Source organism: Veillonella sp. S13053-19, from assembly GCF_002959835.1.
Classification (GTDB): Bacteria; Bacillota; Negativicutes; order Veillonellales; family Veillonellaceae; genus Veillonella; species Veillonella rogosae.
The window spans coordinates 257,327-277,552 of the sequence record NZ_PPDA01000007.1 but is presented as its reverse complement, the minus strand read 5'-3'; the positions used below and the strand labels follow the sequence as shown (position 1 = coordinate 277,552).

Genomic DNA, 20,226 nt, shown 5'->3' with positions numbered 1-20,226 from the left:
CTTGCGCTATTCGCCTTTACGAATTCGGACTTCCTTTCTATGATATACGGCAGAATTAGTACAAATATGAATTATGTACTGAGCTATATTATACTAAAAAAATCGATAAAATGTAAACCTTCGAACCTAATTCAAAGGCAAGAAAAAAGATTTTTTCTATACTTCACAGTATTTTCATTGTAAGAAATTATACTGCTATCAATCTATATTTTATGCAATTAGATTTTGTTATATTTTCGAAATATATTTACAACATTTTGGAGATACTAATTATGAATAAAACAACCATAAAAAAGAAACATAGAACACATAGAAATAACATACAATACAGAAAATTACGTCGTTGGGTGCTCCCTGCCGTATTAGGTGCTGCCTTATCTACATTGGCCTTCATTCCAACCTTTGCAGCAGAAACACAAGCGAATACTAACGTAGCTGTTGTAACCACTTCAGAACAAGCTCCAACTGTACCATCTGCTCAAGGTATCACACCACCAAATGGTGCGCCACATGGTAAACCACCTACTGGCATGGCGCCACAAGCCGAAGTAGATCCTAGTACTTTCACAGGTACGTCTATAATAACAGAAAACAAATCTATCGCTCATGAGTTAATTACTAATACAACATCTGACCAGAATGCTTTCATAGGTAAAAATAAAGCAGTCGTAACTATCGAAAACAGCGTTTTCGATAAAACTGGTAATACTACAAGCGATGACAACAGTAATTTCCGAGGTCAAAATGCGGTAATTCTTGGTATTGATGGCAGCCAAATCAATATTAAGGGTAGCAATATTACATCTAACTCCAATGGTTCCAATGCAGTCTTTGCTACCAGTGAAGGCTCTGTTATCAACGTAGATAACACTAATATTCACACTAAAAGCGATTCCTCTCGTGGTCTAGATGCTACGTATAAAGGCACAGTGAATGGTAAAAATCTAACGATCACTACTGAAGGTGCTCACTCTGCTACCCTTGCTACTGACCGTGGCGAAGGTACGATTACTGCGGAAGCTGCTAAACTAACAACCTCTGGCGCAGGCAGCCCTGTTATCTATTCAACGGGTAATATTACAGCTAACAATGTGAACGGCGTAGCTAATAGCAGTGAAATTGGCGTTGTAGAAGGCAAAAACTCCATTACCATTACAAACTCAAATGTAACTGGCTACAAAGACAATGGATTTATGCTCTACCAAAGCTTCTCTGGTGATGCTGAAAGCGGTATTGCACGCCTTAAAGCAGAAAATAACACGCTCACAACCTACTCCACAGGTGCGTTCATCTATGTAAACAACACTACGGCTGAAGTAGATTTGTCTAACAATGCTATTTCCATGCCTAATACCACTACCCTCGTGAAAGCAGCGGCTGACTCTCGTTGGGGTAATGCTGGCGAAAACGGCGGTCATCTCACACTCCGCGCATCTAACCAAGCACTGAACGGTAATATCCTAGCTGATGCTATCAGTACTGTCGCATTAGATATGACAAATGGATCTAGCCTCGTAGGCGCTGTAAATACAAACAACTCAGCTAAAGAAGTTACACTGAAACTCAGCAAAGACTCTAGCTGGACACTTACTGGCGATAGCTATGTAAAAACCTTAACTAACGAAGATACAACTGGTGAAAACATTCACTTGAATGGATATAAACTCGTTGTAGCTGATAAATAATGACAAAAGCACTACTCTGAATTTTTTGCAATTCAACGTAGTGCTTTCTTCTTTTATATTCAAATCTCATAGCAGTTTATATACAGACAGTTTTTTTGATTTATCACACAAAAATAAGAGTATCAAAAGTTATGAAATAAACAGTCTATTAAGTAGCATCCATATATAGGATATAATTTTAATTCAACTACAGGCTTGTAGTTTTCATGTTTAATCTTATGTACCACAGTGCTTAAAGCTTCTAAATCATCTTCCCAGCTTTGGATATAACTTTGCTTTTCCTCTTCACTATCAAAGTCTTCAACCGCTTTTACGTCTTCAATACATTCTAGTAGTTCTGTTCGTTGTTTATCTACTTCATGGTGGAACAATTTATGTTGATTCGTAGTCCAAAGACCAAAGTAATAAGGCCCCCCACTCAAATCACAGTCCTCTTCAGCTTTTTCACATTCCTCTAAAAATAGTTCGTATTCATCTAAAACATAATAGGCATTAAAGACTTCAAAATCATAAATCTCATCGTTACTTAAATAATATGCTACATCTGAGCCCAGCTTAATTTTCTTTAACCGATCAAGAGCTTGCTTTTTATTTCCTAAATACACATCACAATAAGCTATCCCCAGTAATAATCGCATTCTATTTGGGTATTTTAATAACAACTGCGCAAAAATTGTCTTTGCTTTCTCATATTTTTTAAGCTCAAACAAACACACTGCATAGCCATAGCTTATTTCATAACCATTAGATACACTTATTCCCTTTTCAAAGGCCTGTAAGCTTTTAGTTAACGCCTCTATCGATCCATTATCTTCGTAAGATGAAAAATGATATAATGCTAAACCTCTATAGGTCTCTATATAGGGAGAATTAAGCTTTACAGCGACCGATAGATAATCATATTCTTTTATATGTCTCTCATCGTTATAATAAAAAGCCAGATTAGTGTAAACTCTTGCTTTATCCGTATCACTCAGTTCACCACTATACGTTTCGAGGAAATCTTCTAATAGTTGAATTGAGTTTTCCTCATGCCGCAATACCTGTTCAACAGTTGCTAAAGCACATACCACATCTACATCAAGCGGATGCTCCTGCATCAAACCACGTAAGTAAGATCCAAAACGCTCTGCATATTGCATTAATACATTATAATCACTGAATATGGACACCTTATAAGCAGTTTCATATTCTGTTTTTAAATTTTGCCAATACTCTCTTATTGTAACCGCCATACTGCACCTTTACTATCGAACATATTTTAGACTATATATTTATAATAACATAAGTTACTTCTTATATACGTAAGTACCTATACTAACGCCGCTCATATAAATTCAAACTATACAAAAAGACTTACTTTAGCCTCTAGCTAATTCTAATTACATAAAAATAACCCTCCATTAGATATTCTAAAAATGAATAAAATATCTAATAGAGGGTTATTTTACTAAAACAAAAGAGTATATTATGTTTTATCAATAGAGATCAACGCCGCATTTTTTGCATGTATCAATGTAGTATCAAATAACGGTATATCCGTATCATCCTGTTTAACAAGTAGTCCGATTTCAGTACAACCTAAAATAACACCTTGTACACCAGATTTTACCAAATCACCAATAATATCTAAGTATTGTTGTTTAGATTCATTAGAAATAACACCTAAACACAATTCATTGTATATAATATCATTTACAAGTTCAACTTGATCTTCGTTAGGGATAACAACATGAATCCCCCGATTTTCCAAGATACATTTATAAAAATCTTGTTGCATCGTGTACTTGGTACCAAGTAGACCTACCTTTGTAATACCTGATTTTTTTAACTCTACTGCAGTCATTTCCGCAATATGAAGGAGAGGGATGTGAATATGTCTTTCTATTTCATCCGCAACTTTATGCATTGTATTCGTGCATATAACAATATAATCAGCACCGGCCTTTTCAAGAGATTGAGCCGCATCGGATAAAATTTCAGCGCTTCTATTCCAATCGCCATTTGCCTGGCACTTTTCTATTTCTTCAAAATCAACGCTATATAGAATACATTTTGCCGAATGTAAGCCGCCCAAAACTTGCTTAATAGTTTCATTCAAAACTTGGTAATACGTAATCGTACTTTCCCAGCTCATTCCCCCAATTAAACCTATTGTTTTCATAATGACACCCTCTAATCTTAAAATAACCCAAAACAAAAAGGTTATTCATTATGATTATTCATTTTAAAATATCACTCATTAAGAGTTAGTCCGCTAACCCTTGTTCTCTACCGATAATATCAGCGATTTCTTGGCATAGTGCTTGTAGTTCTTCTTGGTTAGGACCTTCAGCCATTACGCGAATGAGTGGTTCAGTACCAGATGCACGAACTAGAACGCGACCTTCTACACCAAGTTCACCTTCCGCTGTTACGATGGCAGCTTTAATAATATCATTATCTTCCCAACCTGTTTTTGTAGCAACACGAACGTTGATAAGAACTTGAGGATATTTAGTCATAATGCCAGCCAATTCAGAAAGTGGTTGGTTTTTCTCTTTCATAAGAGCTGCTACTTGTACAGCTGTCAACATACCATCACCAGTTGTATTGTGATCCAAGAAGATTACATGACCAGATTGCTCACCGCCAACGGAGAGATTATGTTCACGCATATACTCTAAAACATAACGGTCACCAACAGCAGTAGCAAATGTTTTCATGCCTAATTCTTGAGCGGCTTTATGGAAGCCAATATTACTCATAACAGTACCAACTACAGTATCATCTTTGAGTTTGCCCTCTTCTTTCAATTTAAGAGCGCATAACAACATGATTTGGTCACCATCGAGGACTTGACCTTTTTCGTCAACCAATAAGCAACGGTCCGCATCGCCATCATTAGCGATACCAAGGTCTGCATTATGTTGTTGTACAGCTACTTGCAAGCCTTCGATGTGCGTAGAACCACAGTGATGGTTGATATTTAAGCCATCTGGATTTACGTTAATATTGATAACTTTAGCGCCTAGGCCAGCTAAAATTTCAGGGCCTACACTAGAAGCAGCACCATTAGCACCATCATAAACGATTGTCATGCCTTCCAAGGATGTATCGATTGTGTGACGTACAAAGTGAGCATAGAAATGAGCTAAGTTGCTGTTATGCTCTATTTTGCCGATGCCATCACCTGTAGGGCGTGGCAATTCATTATCCGCACTTTGACGAACATACTCTTCCAATTGATCTTCTACTTCATCTGGCAATTTGTAACCATTGCCATCGAAGAATTTAATGCCATTATCTGGATACGGATTGTGAGATGCAGAAATAACTGCGCCCGCATCAAAACCTTGTTGACGTACTAGGTATGCTACTGCTGGAGTTGGTACAACGCCTGCAATGACTACATTACCACCTACAGAGCAAATGCCTGCTGCCAATGCACTTTCAAGCATAGAACCAGAAATACGCGTATCGCGACCGATTAAAAACGTAGGATGTTCCTTTTCCTTACCAAAGTGTGTAGCCGCTGCACGACCTAAATGATAGGCTAATTCAGGTGTTAAAAATTCATTAACAACACCACGTACACCATCTGTACCAAATAAACGAGCCATAATTATCCTCCTCTAGGGATTTGTGTACATCACAAGTCCTCATATATTCACTGTGGTGTATTATATCACATTATATACACCACACATATAGATACTATACAGATACAACTATATTACGGTATCAATATGAACCTATACTGTAGTTTACTTCACAATATATTACCAACTAGTTTGGTTTTGCGTATTTAGCCATACATAAAATAGCAGTTTCTGCCCCATCGAGGGCTGCGCTCATGATGCCACCAGCGTAGCCGGCACCCTCGCCCATCGGGTAGAATCCACCTACAGTTGGAGAAACGCGCTCTTCGTTGCGTCCCATACGAAGTGGTGCAGAGGTGCGAGTTTCAACGCCTGTCATGCATACGGCAGGATCATCAAATCCACGAATGCGACGGCCCCAATACGGCAACGCCCGTTCTAATACGGATGTAACGAAAGGCGGTAAGCAATCGTGTAAATCGCAGTTCACTACGCCTGGTTCATAGCTATAGGTGCTATCTTGTACACTAGGTGCCGGTGAAAGTCCCAAAAATTGACCTACTGTTTGCGCTGGCGCATGGAAATTAGAACCGCCCAACTCATAGGCCTTACGTTCCCATTCCCGTTGGAAAGCTACCCCATCGAGTGGATGCGTACCAAAATCATCGGGACCTACATTAACTACAATAGCACTATTCGCAACACCGCTATCACGGGCATACAAACTCATGCCATTTACAACAACGCCACCATTTTCTGACGCAGAAGCTACAACTTGACCACCTGGGCACATACAAAAGCTATACGCTGTACGTCCTGTTTCTTTATCGTGGTATACAAGAGAATATTCTGCAGCACCAAGGCCCAAGCTAGACGGTTCTACACCATATTGGGACTCATCGATTACAGCTTGATCATGTTCGATACGAACACCGATAGCAAATGGTTTTGCCGTCATTTCTACATTTCGTTTATGTAGCATTTCATACGTATCACGTGCACTATGTCCTACACCAGATAAGACAACTGTGGTATCAATGCGCTCACTACCATTAACTTCAACACCTACGATACGGTCATTTTCGATAAATAAATCTGTAATCTTTGCACCGAAACGAACCTCACCGCCCCATTCAATAATGCGCTCACGCATAGCTTTCACCATGGTGCGCAATTTATCAGTACCTACGTGAGGTTTATGTTTATATAAAATTTCCTCAGGCGCACCAAACTCAACAAAATATTTGGAGATTTCGTGCAATCTAGGATGGGTAACGCGAGTCGTCAATTTACCATCAGAGAAGGTACCTGCACCACCCTCACCGAATTGAACATTGGACTCAGGTTTAAAGGCGCCCTTTTTCCAGAATGTTTCTACGTCTTCGCTACGAGTATCTACATCTTGACCGCGCTCAAAGACGATAGGACGGTAACCTTCACGGGCAAGGTAAAATGCGGCTAACATACCTGCTGGACCAAAGCCCATAACTACGGGACGATGTGCTAATGGCACATTCCCATAAACGATAGGCTCTGGATCTTCTGCTGTAAATACAGATACATCCTTTTGTTTGCTTAGTTTTTTCATAATTTGAGCTTCGTTGTGAGCCTCAACAAACAAAGTATAGACAAAGACAATATTTTGTTTTTTACGAGCGTCTACGGCGCGTCGTACAACGTGAATCGTTTCAATAGCGCCTCGCAATTGGGGATATTTCTTTTCTACAATATCCTTTATATCCGACTTGACTGTAACAGCCACGCGGAGGTTTATTATTCTAATCATATCTTTCCTATTTTGGCTCCCTTCAGGGGCAGCTTATATCGTTATTATTTGACCTAAATTTCTAACAACTGACCTACAAGAAAATGGTCATACACTTTTATTATACAACACTACTATAAAAGCTAATATAGGATTAATAAAAAAGGTCCTAACGGAGTATGTAAACAATACTCCATTAGGACCTTTAGCATCTAATTGTAATGATTGTGAAAGCTCTACCTGTACTACATTCAGCTGTACATTAAGTAGCATTCTTTTGAATCTCACATTAAGTAGCTTTCTTTTGGATTTCTACTTTTACTCGCACAGTTGATGTATTACTATTGATGCCACTCGGTAAGACTAAGTTATAGGTACCTTGAATGGTTTCTGTAGCACCAGATATATCAACCGGTTCCGTTTGAATATCAGTAATTGTATCAATCAGTTCTTCACGGCCTGTAACCGTTAACTGCGTAGGTGTAGCAGATATAGCTTTAACTTCGTAGCCCTCTGGCACAGTACCAACAGTCGGCACAGTAATAGGAACGGCTTTATTCTTACGCAATAAGTTAAGTTCATATTGTACTTGACCTTGATTTGGATTGATATGTACATCCAATACATTGCCAGCTATATCCCAAGCCTCTAAAGTACTTACAGCACTGAAGTTCTTAGTTTGTCCGGCAACATTAACCTTCATAACAACCTTGCTCACTGTATTAACTTGTTGCTTGCGCCCAGAAACAGTTACCTCTTTCGGCACAATCGTTACTGATTTCAAAGCAATGTCATCAGAGAATTTACCGATTGGAACAATTTCAACAGGAACCTTTCTTTCAGCATACTCGTCAACATTAATAGTGATATTGTCTGGTTTTACTTCCACAAGATTCATACCTGCAGGAGGCGTAAATCCAATAGTCACATTATTTTGACCTGGTTTTACACCAGACGCATCAATATAAGCTCGAAGATTATCTGACTTCATGGAAATAATCGTATCACGAGGGCCAGTCAATACAACACGTACTGTATCTGGTGCATCCTCTACGATATAGCCAGAATTGAGGTTTTGAACCTGTACAGGCACAGTATAGGTTACCTCCATCACAGGATTTTGATCCCGCATGATAAAGAACCACATGACGATAGCCGCCAGCAAGGATAAGAGCTTAGCAGGCCAGTTTCGTTTCAGATGAATCATCATTTGTTAGCCCTCCACTTCCACATACTAGTAATGGTTTGACGAGGGCGTTCCATAAAGGTGCGTAAAGCCTCCTTAATTTGATCCTCTGGTAAATGGCGATAAATATGACCGCCATAGGTATAAGAAATCGTACCTGTTTCCTCACTGACAACGACAACTACCGCATCAGTTTGTTCAGACAAACCGATAGCTGCACGGTGACGCGTACCTAGTTCAGTACTCAACGTACGGTCTTCAGTAAGCGGTAACAAACATCCAGCTGCACGAATGCGACCATCGCGAATGATAAGAGCCCCATCATGAAGCGGTGTACTCGGAACGAAGATATTTTTAATTAATTCACGGCTCAATACAGCATCCATTAAGATACCTGTATCTACGAAGTCATTAAGACCTACTTCACGTTCAAACACGATGAGTGCCCCCGTATGTTCGCGGGACATAACGCGTGCCGCCGCCATCACTTCATTGATAGCCATATCCATTTCCTCTTCGTTTACATTTTGAGCCTTGCTGAAAATACGGCCGCGACCGAGTTGCTCAAGAGCACGGCGCAATTCAGGTTGGAACACGACTGGTAACGCAAAGAGGAGTACAGTCATACTTTGTTGCAAAATCCAGTTAATAACATATAGATTGAACAGATGACTGATCAGATTTATTATTGCTAAGAACACGATACCTTTTAAAAGAGCAACGGCTCGTGTATCTTTAAGCATCTTATATAAATAATAAATACCAATAGCAACAACGAAAATATCAAGGATATCAAGTAGCCTAAAGGTATGTATAAGTGCGTCAATATGCATAAAAATAACTCCTTATACAAAATAATAAGGTACAGTCAATTCTATGACTGTACCTTATATTTTAACTCATTTTGAGAGTACTGTAAATTTAGAAACAGATACTCCATGAGTTTATTTTCATATAAATATATATTAATCTATAAAACAGATATCTTATATATATGCATTTTAAAGCAATCCCTTTGAACGCTTAAATGTTTTGTGTTTCAATCCACACATCCATTTGACCGCCGCAAACCATACCTTCTTTGACAGCTACATCATCATCGAGTAAAACATCGATACGACGGTGTGCTTCTTTTTTGTTCAAAGAATCAACTGCACTTAGACGAATTTCATTTTCTGCACGGCCACCACCGATAGTACCAAAGATGGAACCATCTGGGAATACAACCATAGAAGTACCTGCTTTACGAGGTGTGGATCCACGAGTATACAAAATAGTAGCAACAGCTAATGTTTCGTTTTTACGCTCCTCAAGATATTCAATAAACTCACGATTCATGGCTCACTCTACCTTTCCGCAATGAGCCGCCTTGTTTACCACGTACCACTGCCAAATATTCACTAACGATAGATAACGCAATTTCTTCCGGTGTTTGTGCACCAAGATCTAGCCCGATTGGAGCATAAACCATATCAAGCTCCTCTTGAGTCCAACCTTGCTCACGCAACACTTCAAAAGCGTAATGAATGCGCTTTTGACTCCCCATAACTCCCATATACGTAGGCAAGTAGCCACGAAGTTGTTCAAGGCATATATTATCATACTCATGCGCACGCGTTACGATGATAAAACCATTATACTCATCAAGAGGTAAATCGTTCTTGAAGTTTTCTAAAGGCAAACATTTACGTGTAACACGTTCATCAAAGAATTCAGGGACTACATATTCTGGGCGGTCATCTACAACAGTAACACGACAGCCAATAAATAACAGTAAGTCTGTAATCGCTCGGCTCACATGACCAGCACCCAATACGAGAACGGACGGATCATTTTCTACAGGTTGTACGAAACATTCTATTTCGCCTACCATACATAGAGAATTAAGTTTTGCTTTATCTACTGTAAAGCCTTCAATAGCGGTACCATATAGCACGCTACCATCTTCGGCATAAACAGTCTTATCCCCTTGACGAGGACCAGATAAAATAGTAACCATCAAGGTAGTTTCAGTAACCTGTAGACGGCCTTTCATCACATCATAGATTGTTTCCATCTAAATTCCTTTCATAATCCCACGCAGTAACAGCCTCTAAAACGCCGCCGCCAATAGCTAGGGATTTATCTGAAATACTATAACAATGAGACTCTTCACAACGAGCATCAACATCGGCCAGTTTAAAATGATCCGACACAATGAGTCCACTCTTTAGAATGCCTCTAAGAATACCTGTAATTTTTGCCCGTACTGGTTCTTCATCGACATAACCAATAACCTCATTGGCTTGTACAGAATCACCAATATGACGCTTTGCCGTAAATAGACCAGCCTTTGATGAGTGTATTACACGTTCATGAGTATAGCCACCTACATTGCCAGGAATACCTGTATTCGGCTGAGCAGGACCATCATAGATACAGCGACCTAAGTAATGACCACGCATTGTTTCGATGACTACATCTACATCGTCCCCTGCGGTAAACCCAGGCCCAACACCTATGACAAGCTCTGCATCATCACGTTTTGTACCTAGATTCTTCTTACTTAAAATACCATCTACTACAACAGCTGGTTTCAGTGTATCTAATAACTCTTCGTATGAACTAGTCACAACGGGAATTATCCCTTGTGCCAAGGTTTCTTTCACTTCACTAAGGGTAACATGACGGGCTACAAAGCGTTCCAAAACCATTTCACCACGATGAACGGCATTGCCGTAACATACTTCTCGGCGAATCATAGTAGGAATCGCAATTTCACTAATAACCACGGGATAGCCTGCCCGTTTCAATCTATATACAGCGCCGGAAGCAATATCTCCGCCTCCACGCATGAGCACTAATGGTTTCATAATGCCTCACTTTCACGATGTTTTAAACGCTCAAAATCATCAGGGGTGTCGATATCGTCACCAATATCATCACGAATCCATAATTTTAAGACATAGTCCTTGCCATCACCACGAATGATGGTCTTACCTCCTTGATCCCCTTGGATCTGTTGTAAAAAATCAAACCAATATGAACCAAAGAGAACGGGATTTCCCGATTGATAGTTCTCCCCATAATATGGGACAACGATAGTTTTCGAATGAAAGTTTTCACTAAATGCACTAATGACCTCATGTACGACAGCATTCGTCAGAAGCGGTTGATCCCCTACTGAGCAAAGAATACCGTCTAACGGTATGGGCGATGTTTCTACTAAATGGCGCACCCCAATCGCTATGGACACACCTTGTCCTAGCTGAGGATGCTCATTTCGAATCGCTTCAAAACCATAGGATGTGACAATAGGTTCTAGTTTTTCGTGATCATCACCAGTAACCGCCACAAAAGGTAGTTTACATGACATCGCAGGTACTACCGGACCACCCCATCCACATTGAAGAGCCCCACAGACCGCATCTAGAACAGTCTTGCCATGCCAAGGCAAGAGCTGCTTATTACATCCCATGCGTTTGGCTTGTCCTCCTACGAGGAGGACAATGCCAATATGCAAAGGACGACGGTCTATGGGGTCTCTCATTGTACTGAAAGCGGTATTACAATTTGCTTTCACATTAGTCATGAGTACCTACCGACATTGAATGATGCGACGGATTTCGCAACTTGCTTTATATCCATCAGCTAAGATAATAGCAGAAATATCGCTATCCACAATATGATCAATAAAATCATCGATGATGCGATGTTGCACGGTTTCATAACCAGTACAGAATAGGATTTTTTTCCCTTTGCTGTATTGGAATAAAACTTGCTTGTGTAATACAAGATCAGCTAACATACGCGGTGTTACAATAGCCCCCATATCACGCTTTACGATATCTTGAACGAGCTCAATATTATGTACGTGCTCATCATCAAGGGGAGCCCCTAGCATTTGTAGGTTAACAAGACCAATCGTAGTCTTTGTAAGGGTTGGAATAACAGGTTCACTCGTCTTCGGCGCCTTGAGCCATTTTTCCTTTGCCCCATCTGCTTCTACTACAATTTGCCAGTTAGGATGTAACTTGGATAAACCATCGATAAGATCACAATCTAAGGAGTCTACTTTTGTTCCTGTAATCCCAGAGAACCACGCACCACAATAACCATGTAATACACGATCAGTACAATACTCATCTGCTTCATTAATATTTTGAGTATAAATCGGTTTATAATGAGCAACCTGAGATTCATAGAGTCGAGTCGTAGTCGTAACTACGATGGGCTGACCTTTCAGCCGTCCATATTCTACTAGCTTTGAAAGCACAGTCGTTTTACCGCCTGCCCCAACAAGGGCAACGATTCCCGGCTGAATCAGTCGATTCCAATAGGATGTTTGTGATGTCATAGAACCAGGCCTCCTTAGAAAGTAACAAGAAATTAAAACTCTCTATACTTTATATTTCTCGTCCATAGCCATAAATACCTTCTCAGGTGTCATAGGTAATGTACGAACATCCGCACCAACTGCATTTTTAATAGCATGTTGGATAGCTGGACAACCAGTGTTAATAACAACTTCACCAATAGATTTAGCACCAAAACCGCCAGTTGGTTCATAAGACTCTACGAAGTCTGTATGTAGTTCACCGATATCTTGACGAGTTGGAATTTTATAAGTCATAAGGTTATTAGTCTCTAAGCGACCATTATTAGAATAGCGTACATCTTCATATAGCGCCATGCCGATTGCTTGTACTACACCGCCCTCAACTTGAACGCGAGCCAATTTAGGGTTAATAACAGTACCGCAGTCGATGCAGGAATAGAAGTGAAGAGGAATAACCTTACCAGTTTGTTTGTCTACTTTTACCTCTGCAATAGATGCCATAAATGGAGGTGGGGACGTATGACTGCCCCAGGTAGCGAAACCAGATAATTGTTCTGCTTTCACACCTACTAATAATTTCGGAGCTAATTGATGGATATCCATAGTTTTGGAACCATCTTTTGTTGTGGCTACAACGCCATCAAATTCAACATTTTCAACATCAGTTTCAAAGAATTCTGCGAATTTAGCGATAATTTTAGTGCGCAATTCTTCAGCAGCCATCTTAGCAGCTGTGCCAGTTACATACGTTGTACTAGATGCATAGGAACCTGGGTCGAATGGTACGATATCTGTATCGGATTCAACAACAGTCATATATTCCATAGGGCAACCGATTACTTCGCAGGCCATTTGAGTCAATACAGTATTAGAGCCCATGCCCATTTCGGAAGAACCAGTGTACAATGTGTAGTTACCATCATCGCCAAGACGAATTTCTACAGATGCTACGTCAATATTAGCAACGCCAGAACCTTGCAACGCTAATGCCATGCCAAGACCGCCGCGATAGCGCTCATCGATATCCCAAGAATGAGGGCGTTCATCCCAACGAGCCATTTCTTTTACGCGGTTTATTGTATCTTGGAACAGACCAGAGTCAAGATATTCATCTGGAGCGTATACCAAGCTTTGTTCACCTTGAGCAATCAAGTTCTTTTGACGCAATTCAGCAGGGTCAACGCCCATTTTATCCGCCAAATTATTAATAGCACACTCTAATGGCCATAACGCTTCTGTAGCACCATAACCACGGAATGCACCGCCTGGTGTATGGTTCATGTATACGCCTTCTGTACCGTAGTGGATAGCTGTCGCTTTATTATATAAAGGAATGGACTTATGCTCACCAGCTGTAGTTGTCGTGAAGCAGTGAGTTGCATGAGCACCTGCATCAGTAATAGAGTCCATATCAATTACTTTGATAATTCCATCTTTTGTAGCACCTACGCGGATTTTCCATTCACGAGCATGACGTGTAGTGGAGCAAGTTTGCGATTCTGTGCGATCATATAAAAGGTAACAAGGTTTCTTCAATGTCCATGCTACAAAGGCTGTCATAATTTCTGTACAAGCCGTTTGTTTAGAGCCGAAGCCACCGCCGATACGAGGTTTTAATACGCGAACTTTAGTAGCAGGAATGCCAAGAGCACGTGCGATGTGACGGCGAACATGGAATACGATTTGCGTAGAGGATACAATTACTACACGACCTAATGCATCTACATAACCAAAGCTTTGGAATGGTTCCATTGCTGTTTGGCGTGTAGCCTGGTCAAAGTAAGTACCATCTACTACATAATCACATTTTGCAAGTTCTGCTTCAACATCACCTACGCGTTTGTGATAGGATACGCAAATATTACGTTTATAGTCTTGACCTACAGGAATATTGTTATGAATATCATCTTCAGGATGCACTACTGTTTCATGGTCAATAGCTGTATGCATATCGAGTACAGGTTTTTGTACTTCGTATTCAACCTTGATAAGCGGCATAGCCTTTAAAGCTGTAGCCTCATCTTTAGCTACTACGAGAGCCACTTCATCGCCAACGTAACGAACTACAGGATCCAAGATAAGCGCATCATAAGCAGATGGTTCTGGGTATGTTTGACCAGCCAATGTGAAACGAGTGTTAGGCACATCTTCATGTGTAAAAATCGCTTCCACACCGGGGATCAATTTAGCTTTAGATGTATCAATAGATTTAATGCGCGCCTGTGCATGAGGGCTACGAAGAACCTTAATAACGAGCGCATCTTTTGGAACAAAATCGCCTGTATAGGACGGCTTACCCGTCAAAATACCTTTAGCGTCAACTTTGTCATAAGCTTTACCAATGTGCTGTTTCATTATTATAGGCCTCCTTCTAAGAATTTACGAACCCCTCGAAGTTGTGATTCATAGCCAGTACAACGGCACAAGTTACCAATGAGGTACTCGCGGATTTCATCATCACTAGCCTTTGGATTTTTGCGTTTCAAATTGATAGCGCTCATCATCATACCAGTTGTACAGAAACCACATTGGTCCCCACCTTCACTAGCGATGCAAGCTGCTAGTAATTCAGCTTCTTCTTCTAAGCCTTCTAATGTAGTGATTTTATGACCTGGTGCACGGAATGTAGGATATGCACAAGATAATACGATTTCGTCGTCTACCCATACAGTACAAAGGCCACAGTTTGTTGTATCACAGCCACAACGTACGCTATAATAACCAAGATTACGCAATGTATCCAACAACATTTCGTCAGTTGGCACATTAACTGTTACATTTTTATTATTAATATTTAGTACGAGTTCCATTATTGTGCCACCTCCTTAGCTAAGCGTTGAACCATTGCTTTCACCATTTCCATGCGGTATTCTTTAGACGCATGGGAGTTAGATTGATAAACTAATTCTTCAGATGCCAATTGACCTGCTTCTTTTGCTGCAGACAATCCTTTTTCTGAAAGCAAAGCACTTGCTTTTTCTGCTAATTGAGGCACGCCAGGTCTTGTACCGATGTACACTTCAACGCCTTTGTCATCACGGCGAAGAGCACCTGTCAACACTGGGAAGTCGCCGCGAGAGATGCGAAGTGCTTCCACAGCTACAGGCACATCTACTTTAGGAATGCGAATTTCCATGAGAATATCACGTTCTCTATACGTCATATAGTCTTGCATGGACATGCGACCACCTTTAAAGGTAACGATGTCTGCATGTACTGCCAACAATGCAGGAATGATATCAGAGAAGCCGAATCTACTAGCTACAGAGCCGCCCATAGTAGCTGTATTACGGAATTGAACGCCAAGGATTTCCTTAACGCCTTTAACTACGGCACCACCGCAGAATTGTTGTAATGGCTCAAAACGTTCCACATCTCCTTGTGTCGCCATAGCGCCAATTACAAACTCGTTCTCCTCTTCACGAACATAACGCAAATCAAGGCTTGCCATATCGATCACTGATGGCCATGTGCGTCGACCTAAACGCAACCAGCAACCGCCAGCTAGCATTGGAGCAGTTTTGTTTTTTGTGGCTAATTCATAAGCCTCTTCCACCGTCTTCGGTTGTAATACTTTCATAAATGCTAACATAATCTGTCCTCTCAATGGTATACTAATACTAACAGAACTTAGATGATAACCATAAAAATGCAAATATCATCGAACTACAAACCTAGAAGGAACTCATTAAAATCTATAGAAATTCCTCACATTTCTTATACTTTTATTGTACCAATAATTCGCTATGAAATCTACGATGAAATATATAAATTTACAAGAAATCTGCAAAGAACTGAATATTTATGAGTTTGGTGTCGCATCTTGGCCACTACCTGAGAATGCAAAATCCATTTTATACGAAAGTAATCCATGTCCTTTTACGGCTGCCAATGTAGAGGAAAGACTATTAGGAACATCCCTTTTTACACCTAAAAGTGCAATTGTTTGTCTTTTTCCATACTATGTAGAGCATAAATCTCCTTCCAATTTATCTCGCTATACATGGGCCACAGATTACCATCTAGTCATCAATGAATATTTAAAAAAGCTTATTGAAAAATTACAAATAATGAATATAGACGCACAGTTCTCTATTCATTGTGACACCTCCCCTTTAGCCGATCGTTACATGGCTTACTTAGCAGGTCTCGGGTTTTACGGCAAAAATAATTGCTTCATCAGCCCTAAATGGGGTTCTTTTGTGGTGATTGGAACGATTTTAACAACCTTAGAACTAGAACCTAATACTCCACTAACTCAATCCTGCATGGGATGTAATCGCTGCATTACTGCCTGTTTAGGTCAATGCTTAGGTCTTGATGAGTTTAAATTCGACACCTGTAAAAGTTACTTAACCCAGAAAAAAGGAGAACTTACTTCAGAGGAGGAGCATATCATAGCTAAAACTCCCCTCGTATTTGGCTGTGACGTGTGCCAAGAAGTGTGCCCGCACAACAAAGATATTCCTACCACACCAATTCCAGAATTCCAATCAGTAGAACCGTACATTGATATAGATGAATTAGATTCACTAACGAACAAAGAGTTCAAAGCTAAATACGGACATCGTGCCTTCTCATGGCGTGGCAAAAAAATACTAATAAGAAATCAAGAAATTATTGAATCTAAAAAGCTGTTATAATTTATAACAATTTATAATACCTTTCTAGTCTTTGACATCTGTTTAGCAAAAACTTATAATATAATGACAGAGATAGCTAGATGCCTAGGAACGTCCAGCTCATCTCTAAAACTTTATTTGAGATGTAAAATGGCTGTGACGTCTATTAAGATGTTATGGGGGTTATAGGACAAAACGTGTTGGTACTTTAATCCCAATCATTGAAAGATAATTTGTCATAGTTATGCAAATCACCCCAAGAAATGGCATCCCCCCAAGTTGGAATTATGCCTTGAAGTTGGGCTCTTTCATTCATAGATCTATATATTTTAGAAATACTCGCATCAGTTGGCATTACCTTAAGTATTTCTTTTGCAGGAAGCGGTCTTGGTGAGTGTAAATAACACCACCAAAAGACCGCTTTTATGCGTTTTTCTACAGACATCCCTCGATGGTACCGCAATAAACGTCTGAGTTGTGCGTTTACCCCACCTTCAATAGGGTTATTAGTCCTCGGACATTCTTTATCTAACACCAATGTTTCATCTAAATATCGAAACATTGTCTCTGTATTAATTAACACCACTAGAGAGTTATAGGCTTTTAATAAGCGTTCATGCGTAGCTCTTAAATTATCATTACTATCACGTGTCATTTCACTTAGAAACTCTTTAAAAGTCACTCTCCAATTAAATAATCGTTGAATCCATATTTGTGCATCTTCCTGTGTTTTTACACTATATAAATCGCTTGCTAAATCTTTTAACATAATGCCTGCTAACGTCTTAGGTCGTCTAGTAGTGTAGCGATGCACTTGCCATACGGCATGAACAATACAACGTTGAAGCTTGGCGGTACGCCAAACTTTTTTTAATGCTTTTCTAAGACCAGGTCCACCATCAGAAACGACCACAATGGGTGTCGCTATTCGCTGCATAAGAGCTTGCCATGAGCGAGACTGTTCTGACCTACATAAATACCACCCTAATACATATTCACCATCATAACAGATCAAAATACAAGCTTTTTTAGCTAAGTAAATACCATCAACGAATACCACATCTCTCGAGGTTTCAATTTTGGGCGGCATAGGCCATATTTGCCAGAAATCAGCTATCTGTCTACGAAATGTACGGCCCTGCCCAGGCATGTCCTGTTGTGTTTCTTTACTAAATAACCAATTTAGAAATCGATGAAAACATTTAGTAGTATTATCAATAGTTTGTGTAAAGGTGATGTTACACTGCTTACAATGCCATCGTTGTGATCCAGCTTTAGTTTTCCCATATTTTTGACAAGAAAATCCACAATTTATACATCTTACCAGCATGATTATTCCCTCCACTTAGAACACGATTTTCTAAGAAGATATAACCTTATTGAAGCCAGTAAAATCAAGGGGTTTGGGACTTTTTACCAACACATTTTGTCCACCCTCTAAGTTTATCAAAAGAACTTAAAATGGCGATGGAAGCAGTAATTTACTGGCTCCATCCCCTATAAAACCAACACGTTTTGTCCTATAACCCTGTTATGGCTATTTTTACAGAATAAAAAGAGACGACGAAGGTCGTCTCTTTTTTAATTACTATTTGATTTCGTAATAGTTTAGCTCATCCAAGCTCTTACCAAGGGCTGGCATATAGGTTTCAAGGAACATATCTACCTCGGGCATGTTGAGCGCTTTTAGTTTTACTAATATGGAGTCATGTGCTTCTTTAAACTCGTCGTTTCCTGCCTTCAGTTCGTTCACACACTTCATATACGCTGAAATCGTATCTGCTGCCTTTACGATAGGCCATTCAGGACTATCTTCAGCATCTACGATTATAGGTTTATAAATAGATTGCAATCGTTCTGGCAAGGTAGAGAGCATCTTTTCTTGTGCCAAGGATTCAACTTCACCATAAAGCTCACGTAATTTGGGATCAAAGTACTTAATAGGTGTTGGCATATCGCCTGTAAAGATTTCACTCACCTCATGGTACATGGCAATAACCGCTACTTTATTAATATCTACATTGCCACCGAAGTATTCGTTCTTCAGAGCTGCCAAGTTATGAGCTACCATAGCTACTTCAAGGCTATGCTCTTGAATATTTTCTGTTTCTGTATTGCGCATAAGACTCCATCGATTGATAAAGCGCATGCGTTTTAAAAAGGCAAAAAACGAACTCATATATCCCCCATTACAAATAGTTCCCCTAAATAACTCCACGAAGTTTAAAGCCGTAATCAAGGAATTGTACAGCTTCTTCCCAACGATTATCATCATTAAGCATAACTACAATCATAGTATGACTATTACGCGTAGCAGATGCAATTAAACATTCCCCTGCAGCATTCGTAAAGCCTGTTTTCAAACCATTGGCACCAGGATATTTGTTGCGAATGAAGTGATTCGTTGTACGAATTGTTACAGGTGCACGATTTTGGTATGGCACCTTATAGTAATCATTAGCAACCTTATCACGGAACATTTGGTATTTCATACCATACGCAGCAATCATAGCCAAGTCACGAGCCGTAGAGTGGTGCCCCATTTGAGTTAATCCATGTGGATTTAGGAACACACTATTCTTTGCGCCTGCTTTAGCAGCAATACGAGTCATATCCTTGCCAAATTTTTCTACAGAGCCACTTACATTTTCTGCTACTACAACGGCCGCATCATTACCGCTAGCAACCATCATGCCTTCGATAACAGCTTCTAATGTGATTTGATCGCCTACACGAACGCCTAGATTAGATTCTTCCATGCTCGTTGCATAACTACTAATAGTAGCTAATTCATCAAGTTGAGTACCTTTAAGCTCTAGTGCCGTTAACAAGGTAACCATTTTTGTAGTACTCGCTGGGTGCATCCATTTGTCAGGATTTTTAGCAAATAAAATTTCCTTTGTGTCCGCATCAATGAGGACTACTGCCTCACCGACCGTAGATGGCGGCGCAATATATGCTGCATAGGAAATACTAGAACCCAGTAAAGTAGCCCCTATAAAGGCTATCATCAAAATAATTCGCTTCCACATCGTAAACAAATTCGTTGATAAAGATATCATATATCTC

Annotated in this window: 19 protein-coding genes; 2 read left to right on the top strand and 17 right to left on the bottom strand. The window is 39.9% G+C overall.

Annotation, left to right across the window (positions count from 1 at the left end; translation table 11 throughout):
• Positions 1–272 precede the first annotated feature (272 nt).
• Positions 273–1,685 (top strand): hypothetical protein, encoded by a 1,413-nt coding sequence (locus VEHSUH06_RS03110; protein WP_105097729.1) that lies wholly within the window; start codon positions 273–275, stop codon positions 1,683–1,685.
• 122 nt (positions 1,686–1,807) lie between these two features.
• Here the strand turns inward: VEHSUH06_RS03110 and VEHSUH06_RS03105 are convergent, their stop codons facing one another.
• The 14 genes from VEHSUH06_RS03105 to VEHSUH06_RS03040 form a co-directional block, all read right to left on the bottom strand.
• On the bottom strand, positions 1,808–2,920 hold the full coding sequence (locus tag VEHSUH06_RS03105; protein WP_105097728.1) for a lipopolysaccharide assembly protein LapB: 1,113 nt from the start codon (positions 2,918–2,920) through the stop codon (positions 1,808–1,810).
• 233 nt (positions 2,921–3,153) lie between these two features.
• Positions 3,154–3,849, bottom strand: coding sequence for an aspartate/glutamate racemase family protein (locus VEHSUH06_RS03100; protein ID WP_105097727.1), 696 nt, complete (start codon positions 3,847–3,849; stop codon positions 3,154–3,156).
• 85 nt (positions 3,850–3,934) lie between these two features.
• Positions 3,935–5,287 (bottom strand): phosphoglucosamine mutase, encoded by a 1,353-nt coding sequence (gene glmM / locus VEHSUH06_RS03095; protein ID WP_105097726.1) that lies wholly within the window; start codon positions 5,285–5,287, stop codon positions 3,935–3,937.
• 166 nt (positions 5,288–5,453) lie between these two features.
• Positions 5,454–7,052 (bottom strand): NAD(P)/FAD-dependent oxidoreductase, encoded by a 1,599-nt coding sequence (locus VEHSUH06_RS03090; protein WP_105097725.1) that lies wholly within the window; start codon positions 7,050–7,052, stop codon positions 5,454–5,456.
• Between the two features lie 268 nt (positions 7,053–7,320).
• Positions 7,321–8,241, bottom strand: a complete 921-nt coding sequence (locus tag VEHSUH06_RS03085) for a YbbR-like domain-containing protein (RefSeq protein ID WP_009352116.1) — start codon at positions 8,239–8,241, stop codon at positions 7,321–7,323.
• Positions 8,238–9,050 (bottom strand): diadenylate cyclase CdaA, encoded by an 813-nt coding sequence (gene cdaA / locus VEHSUH06_RS03080; RefSeq protein ID WP_009352084.1) that lies wholly within the window; start codon positions 9,048–9,050, stop codon positions 8,238–8,240. Before cdaA ends, VEHSUH06_RS03085 begins: the two co-directional genes overlap by 4 nt.
• A 190-nt stretch (positions 9,051–9,240) precedes the next feature.
• Complete coding sequence (locus VEHSUH06_RS03075; RefSeq protein WP_009351937.1) at positions 9,241–9,555, bottom strand: XdhC family protein; 315 nt, start codon at positions 9,553–9,555, stop codon at positions 9,241–9,243.
• Positions 9,545–10,273, bottom strand: coding sequence for an XdhC family protein (locus tag VEHSUH06_RS03070; protein ID WP_105097724.1), 729 nt, complete (start codon positions 10,271–10,273; stop codon positions 9,545–9,547). The genes VEHSUH06_RS03075 and VEHSUH06_RS03070 overlap by 11 nt, the downstream gene beginning before the upstream one ends.
• Positions 10,257–11,069, bottom strand: coding sequence for a selenium-dependent molybdenum cofactor biosynthesis protein YqeB (gene yqeB / locus VEHSUH06_RS03065; protein WP_105097723.1), 813 nt, complete (start codon positions 11,067–11,069; stop codon positions 10,257–10,259). Before yqeB ends, VEHSUH06_RS03070 begins: the two co-directional genes overlap by 17 nt.
• Positions 11,066–11,788, bottom strand: a complete 723-nt coding sequence (locus VEHSUH06_RS03060; RefSeq protein ID WP_105097722.1) for a nucleotidyltransferase family protein — start codon at positions 11,786–11,788, stop codon at positions 11,066–11,068. The genes yqeB and VEHSUH06_RS03060 overlap by 4 nt, the downstream gene beginning before the upstream one ends.
• A gap of 6 nt (positions 11,789–11,794) precedes the next feature.
• Complete coding sequence (yqeC, locus tag VEHSUH06_RS03055) at positions 11,795–12,553, bottom strand: selenium cofactor biosynthesis protein YqeC (RefSeq protein ID WP_105097721.1); 759 nt, start codon at positions 12,551–12,553, stop codon at positions 11,795–11,797.
• 42 nt (positions 12,554–12,595) lie between these two features.
• A complete protein-coding gene (locus VEHSUH06_RS03050; RefSeq protein ID WP_199179719.1) occupies positions 12,596–14,890 on the bottom strand; it encodes a xanthine dehydrogenase family protein molybdopterin-binding subunit in 2,295 nt (764 codons plus the stop codon).
• A gap of 2 nt (positions 14,891–14,892) precedes the next feature.
• Complete coding sequence (locus VEHSUH06_RS03045) at positions 14,893–15,345, bottom strand: (2Fe-2S)-binding protein (protein WP_009351984.1); 453 nt, start codon at positions 15,343–15,345, stop codon at positions 14,893–14,895.
• A complete protein-coding gene (locus tag VEHSUH06_RS03040) occupies positions 15,345–16,127 on the bottom strand; it encodes a xanthine dehydrogenase family protein subunit M (protein ID WP_105097719.1) in 783 nt (260 codons plus the stop codon). Before VEHSUH06_RS03040 ends, VEHSUH06_RS03045 begins: the two co-directional genes overlap by 1 nt.
• A gap of 166 nt (positions 16,128–16,293) precedes the next feature.
• Between VEHSUH06_RS03040 and VEHSUH06_RS03035 the strand changes: the two genes are divergently transcribed.
• The gene (locus VEHSUH06_RS03035; protein ID WP_105097718.1) at positions 16,294–17,178 is read left to right on the top strand and encodes an epoxyqueuosine reductase; all 885 of its coding nucleotides are present in this window, start codon (positions 16,294–16,296) and stop codon (positions 17,176–17,178) included.
• 187 nt (positions 17,179–17,365) lie between these two features.
• Here VEHSUH06_RS03035 and VEHSUH06_RS03030 read toward each other — a convergent pair whose 3' ends face one another.
• The 3 genes from VEHSUH06_RS03030 to VEHSUH06_RS03020 form a co-directional block, all read right to left on the bottom strand.
• Positions 17,366–18,487 (bottom strand): IS256-like element ISVat2 family transposase, encoded by a 1,122-nt coding sequence (locus VEHSUH06_RS03030; RefSeq protein WP_105097717.1) that lies wholly within the window; start codon positions 18,485–18,487, stop codon positions 17,366–17,368.
• A gap of 258 nt (positions 18,488–18,745) precedes the next feature.
• Complete coding sequence (yfbR, locus tag VEHSUH06_RS03025) at positions 18,746–19,336, bottom strand: 5'-deoxynucleotidase (protein WP_105097716.1); 591 nt, start codon at positions 19,334–19,336, stop codon at positions 18,746–18,748.
• Between the two features lie 25 nt (positions 19,337–19,361).
• Positions 19,362–20,219, bottom strand: coding sequence for a D-alanyl-D-alanine carboxypeptidase family protein (locus VEHSUH06_RS03020; RefSeq protein ID WP_105097715.1), 858 nt, complete (start codon positions 20,217–20,219; stop codon positions 19,362–19,364).
• Positions 20,220–20,226: the final 7 nt, after the last annotated feature.

What these genes read in the sequence shown, in the direction of transcription:
- VEHSUH06_RS03110 (WP_105097729.1), top strand. Translation starts at nt 273, where the DNA reads ATGAATAAAACAACCATAAAAAAGAAACATAGAACACATAGAAATAAC.
- VEHSUH06_RS03105 (WP_105097728.1), bottom strand. Translation starts at nt 2,920, where the DNA reads ATGGCGGTTACAATAAGAGAGTATTGGCAAAATTTAAAAACAGAATAT.
- VEHSUH06_RS03100 (WP_105097727.1), bottom strand. Translation starts at nt 3,849, where the DNA reads ATGAAAACAATAGGTTTAATTGGGGGAATGAGCTGGGAAAGTACGATT.
- glmM (WP_105097726.1), bottom strand. Translation starts at nt 5,287, where the DNA reads ATGGCTCGTTTATTTGGTACAGATGGTGTACGTGGTGTTGTTAATGAA.
- VEHSUH06_RS03090 (WP_105097725.1), bottom strand. Translation starts at nt 7,052, where the DNA reads ATGATTAGAATAATAAACCTCCGCGTGGCTGTTACAGTCAAGTCGGAT.
- VEHSUH06_RS03085 (WP_009352116.1), bottom strand. Translation starts at nt 8,241, where the DNA reads ATGATGATTCATCTGAAACGAAACTGGCCTGCTAAGCTCTTATCCTTG.
- cdaA (WP_009352084.1), bottom strand. Translation starts at nt 9,050, where the DNA reads ATGCATATTGACGCACTTATACATACCTTTAGGCTACTTGATATCCTT.
- VEHSUH06_RS03075 (WP_009351937.1), bottom strand. Translation starts at nt 9,555, where the DNA reads ATGAATCGTGAGTTTATTGAATATCTTGAGGAGCGTAAAAACGAAACA.
- VEHSUH06_RS03070 (WP_105097724.1), bottom strand. Translation starts at nt 10,273, where the DNA reads ATGGAAACAATCTATGATGTGATGAAAGGCCGTCTACAGGTTACTGAA.
- yqeB (WP_105097723.1), bottom strand. Translation starts at nt 11,069, where the DNA reads ATGAAACCATTAGTGCTCATGCGTGGAGGCGGAGATATTGCTTCCGGC.
- VEHSUH06_RS03060 (WP_105097722.1), bottom strand. Translation starts at nt 11,788, where the DNA reads ATGACTAATGTGAAAGCAAATTGTAATACCGCTTTCAGTACAATGAGA.
- yqeC (WP_105097721.1), bottom strand. Translation starts at nt 12,553, where the DNA reads ATGACATCACAAACATCCTATTGGAATCGACTGATTCAGCCGGGAATC.
- VEHSUH06_RS03050 (WP_199179719.1), bottom strand. Translation starts at nt 14,890, where the DNA reads ATGAAACAGCACATTGGTAAAGCTTATGACAAAGTTGACGCTAAAGGT.
- VEHSUH06_RS03045 (WP_009351984.1), bottom strand. Translation starts at nt 15,345, where the DNA reads ATGGAACTCGTACTAAATATTAATAATAAAAATGTAACAGTTAATGTG.
- VEHSUH06_RS03040 (WP_105097719.1), bottom strand. Translation starts at nt 16,127, where the DNA reads ATGTTAGCATTTATGAAAGTATTACAACCGAAGACGGTGGAAGAGGCT.
- VEHSUH06_RS03035 (WP_105097718.1), top strand. Translation starts at nt 16,294, where the DNA reads ATGAAATATATAAATTTACAAGAAATCTGCAAAGAACTGAATATTTAT.
- VEHSUH06_RS03030 (WP_105097717.1), bottom strand. Translation starts at nt 18,487, where the DNA reads ATGCTGGTAAGATGTATAAATTGTGGATTTTCTTGTCAAAAATATGGG.
- yfbR (WP_105097716.1), bottom strand. Translation starts at nt 19,336, where the DNA reads ATGAGTTCGTTTTTTGCCTTTTTAAAACGCATGCGCTTTATCAATCGA.
- VEHSUH06_RS03020 (WP_105097715.1), bottom strand. Translation starts at nt 20,219, where the DNA reads ATGATATCTTTATCAACGAATTTGTTTACGATGTGGAAGCGAATTATT.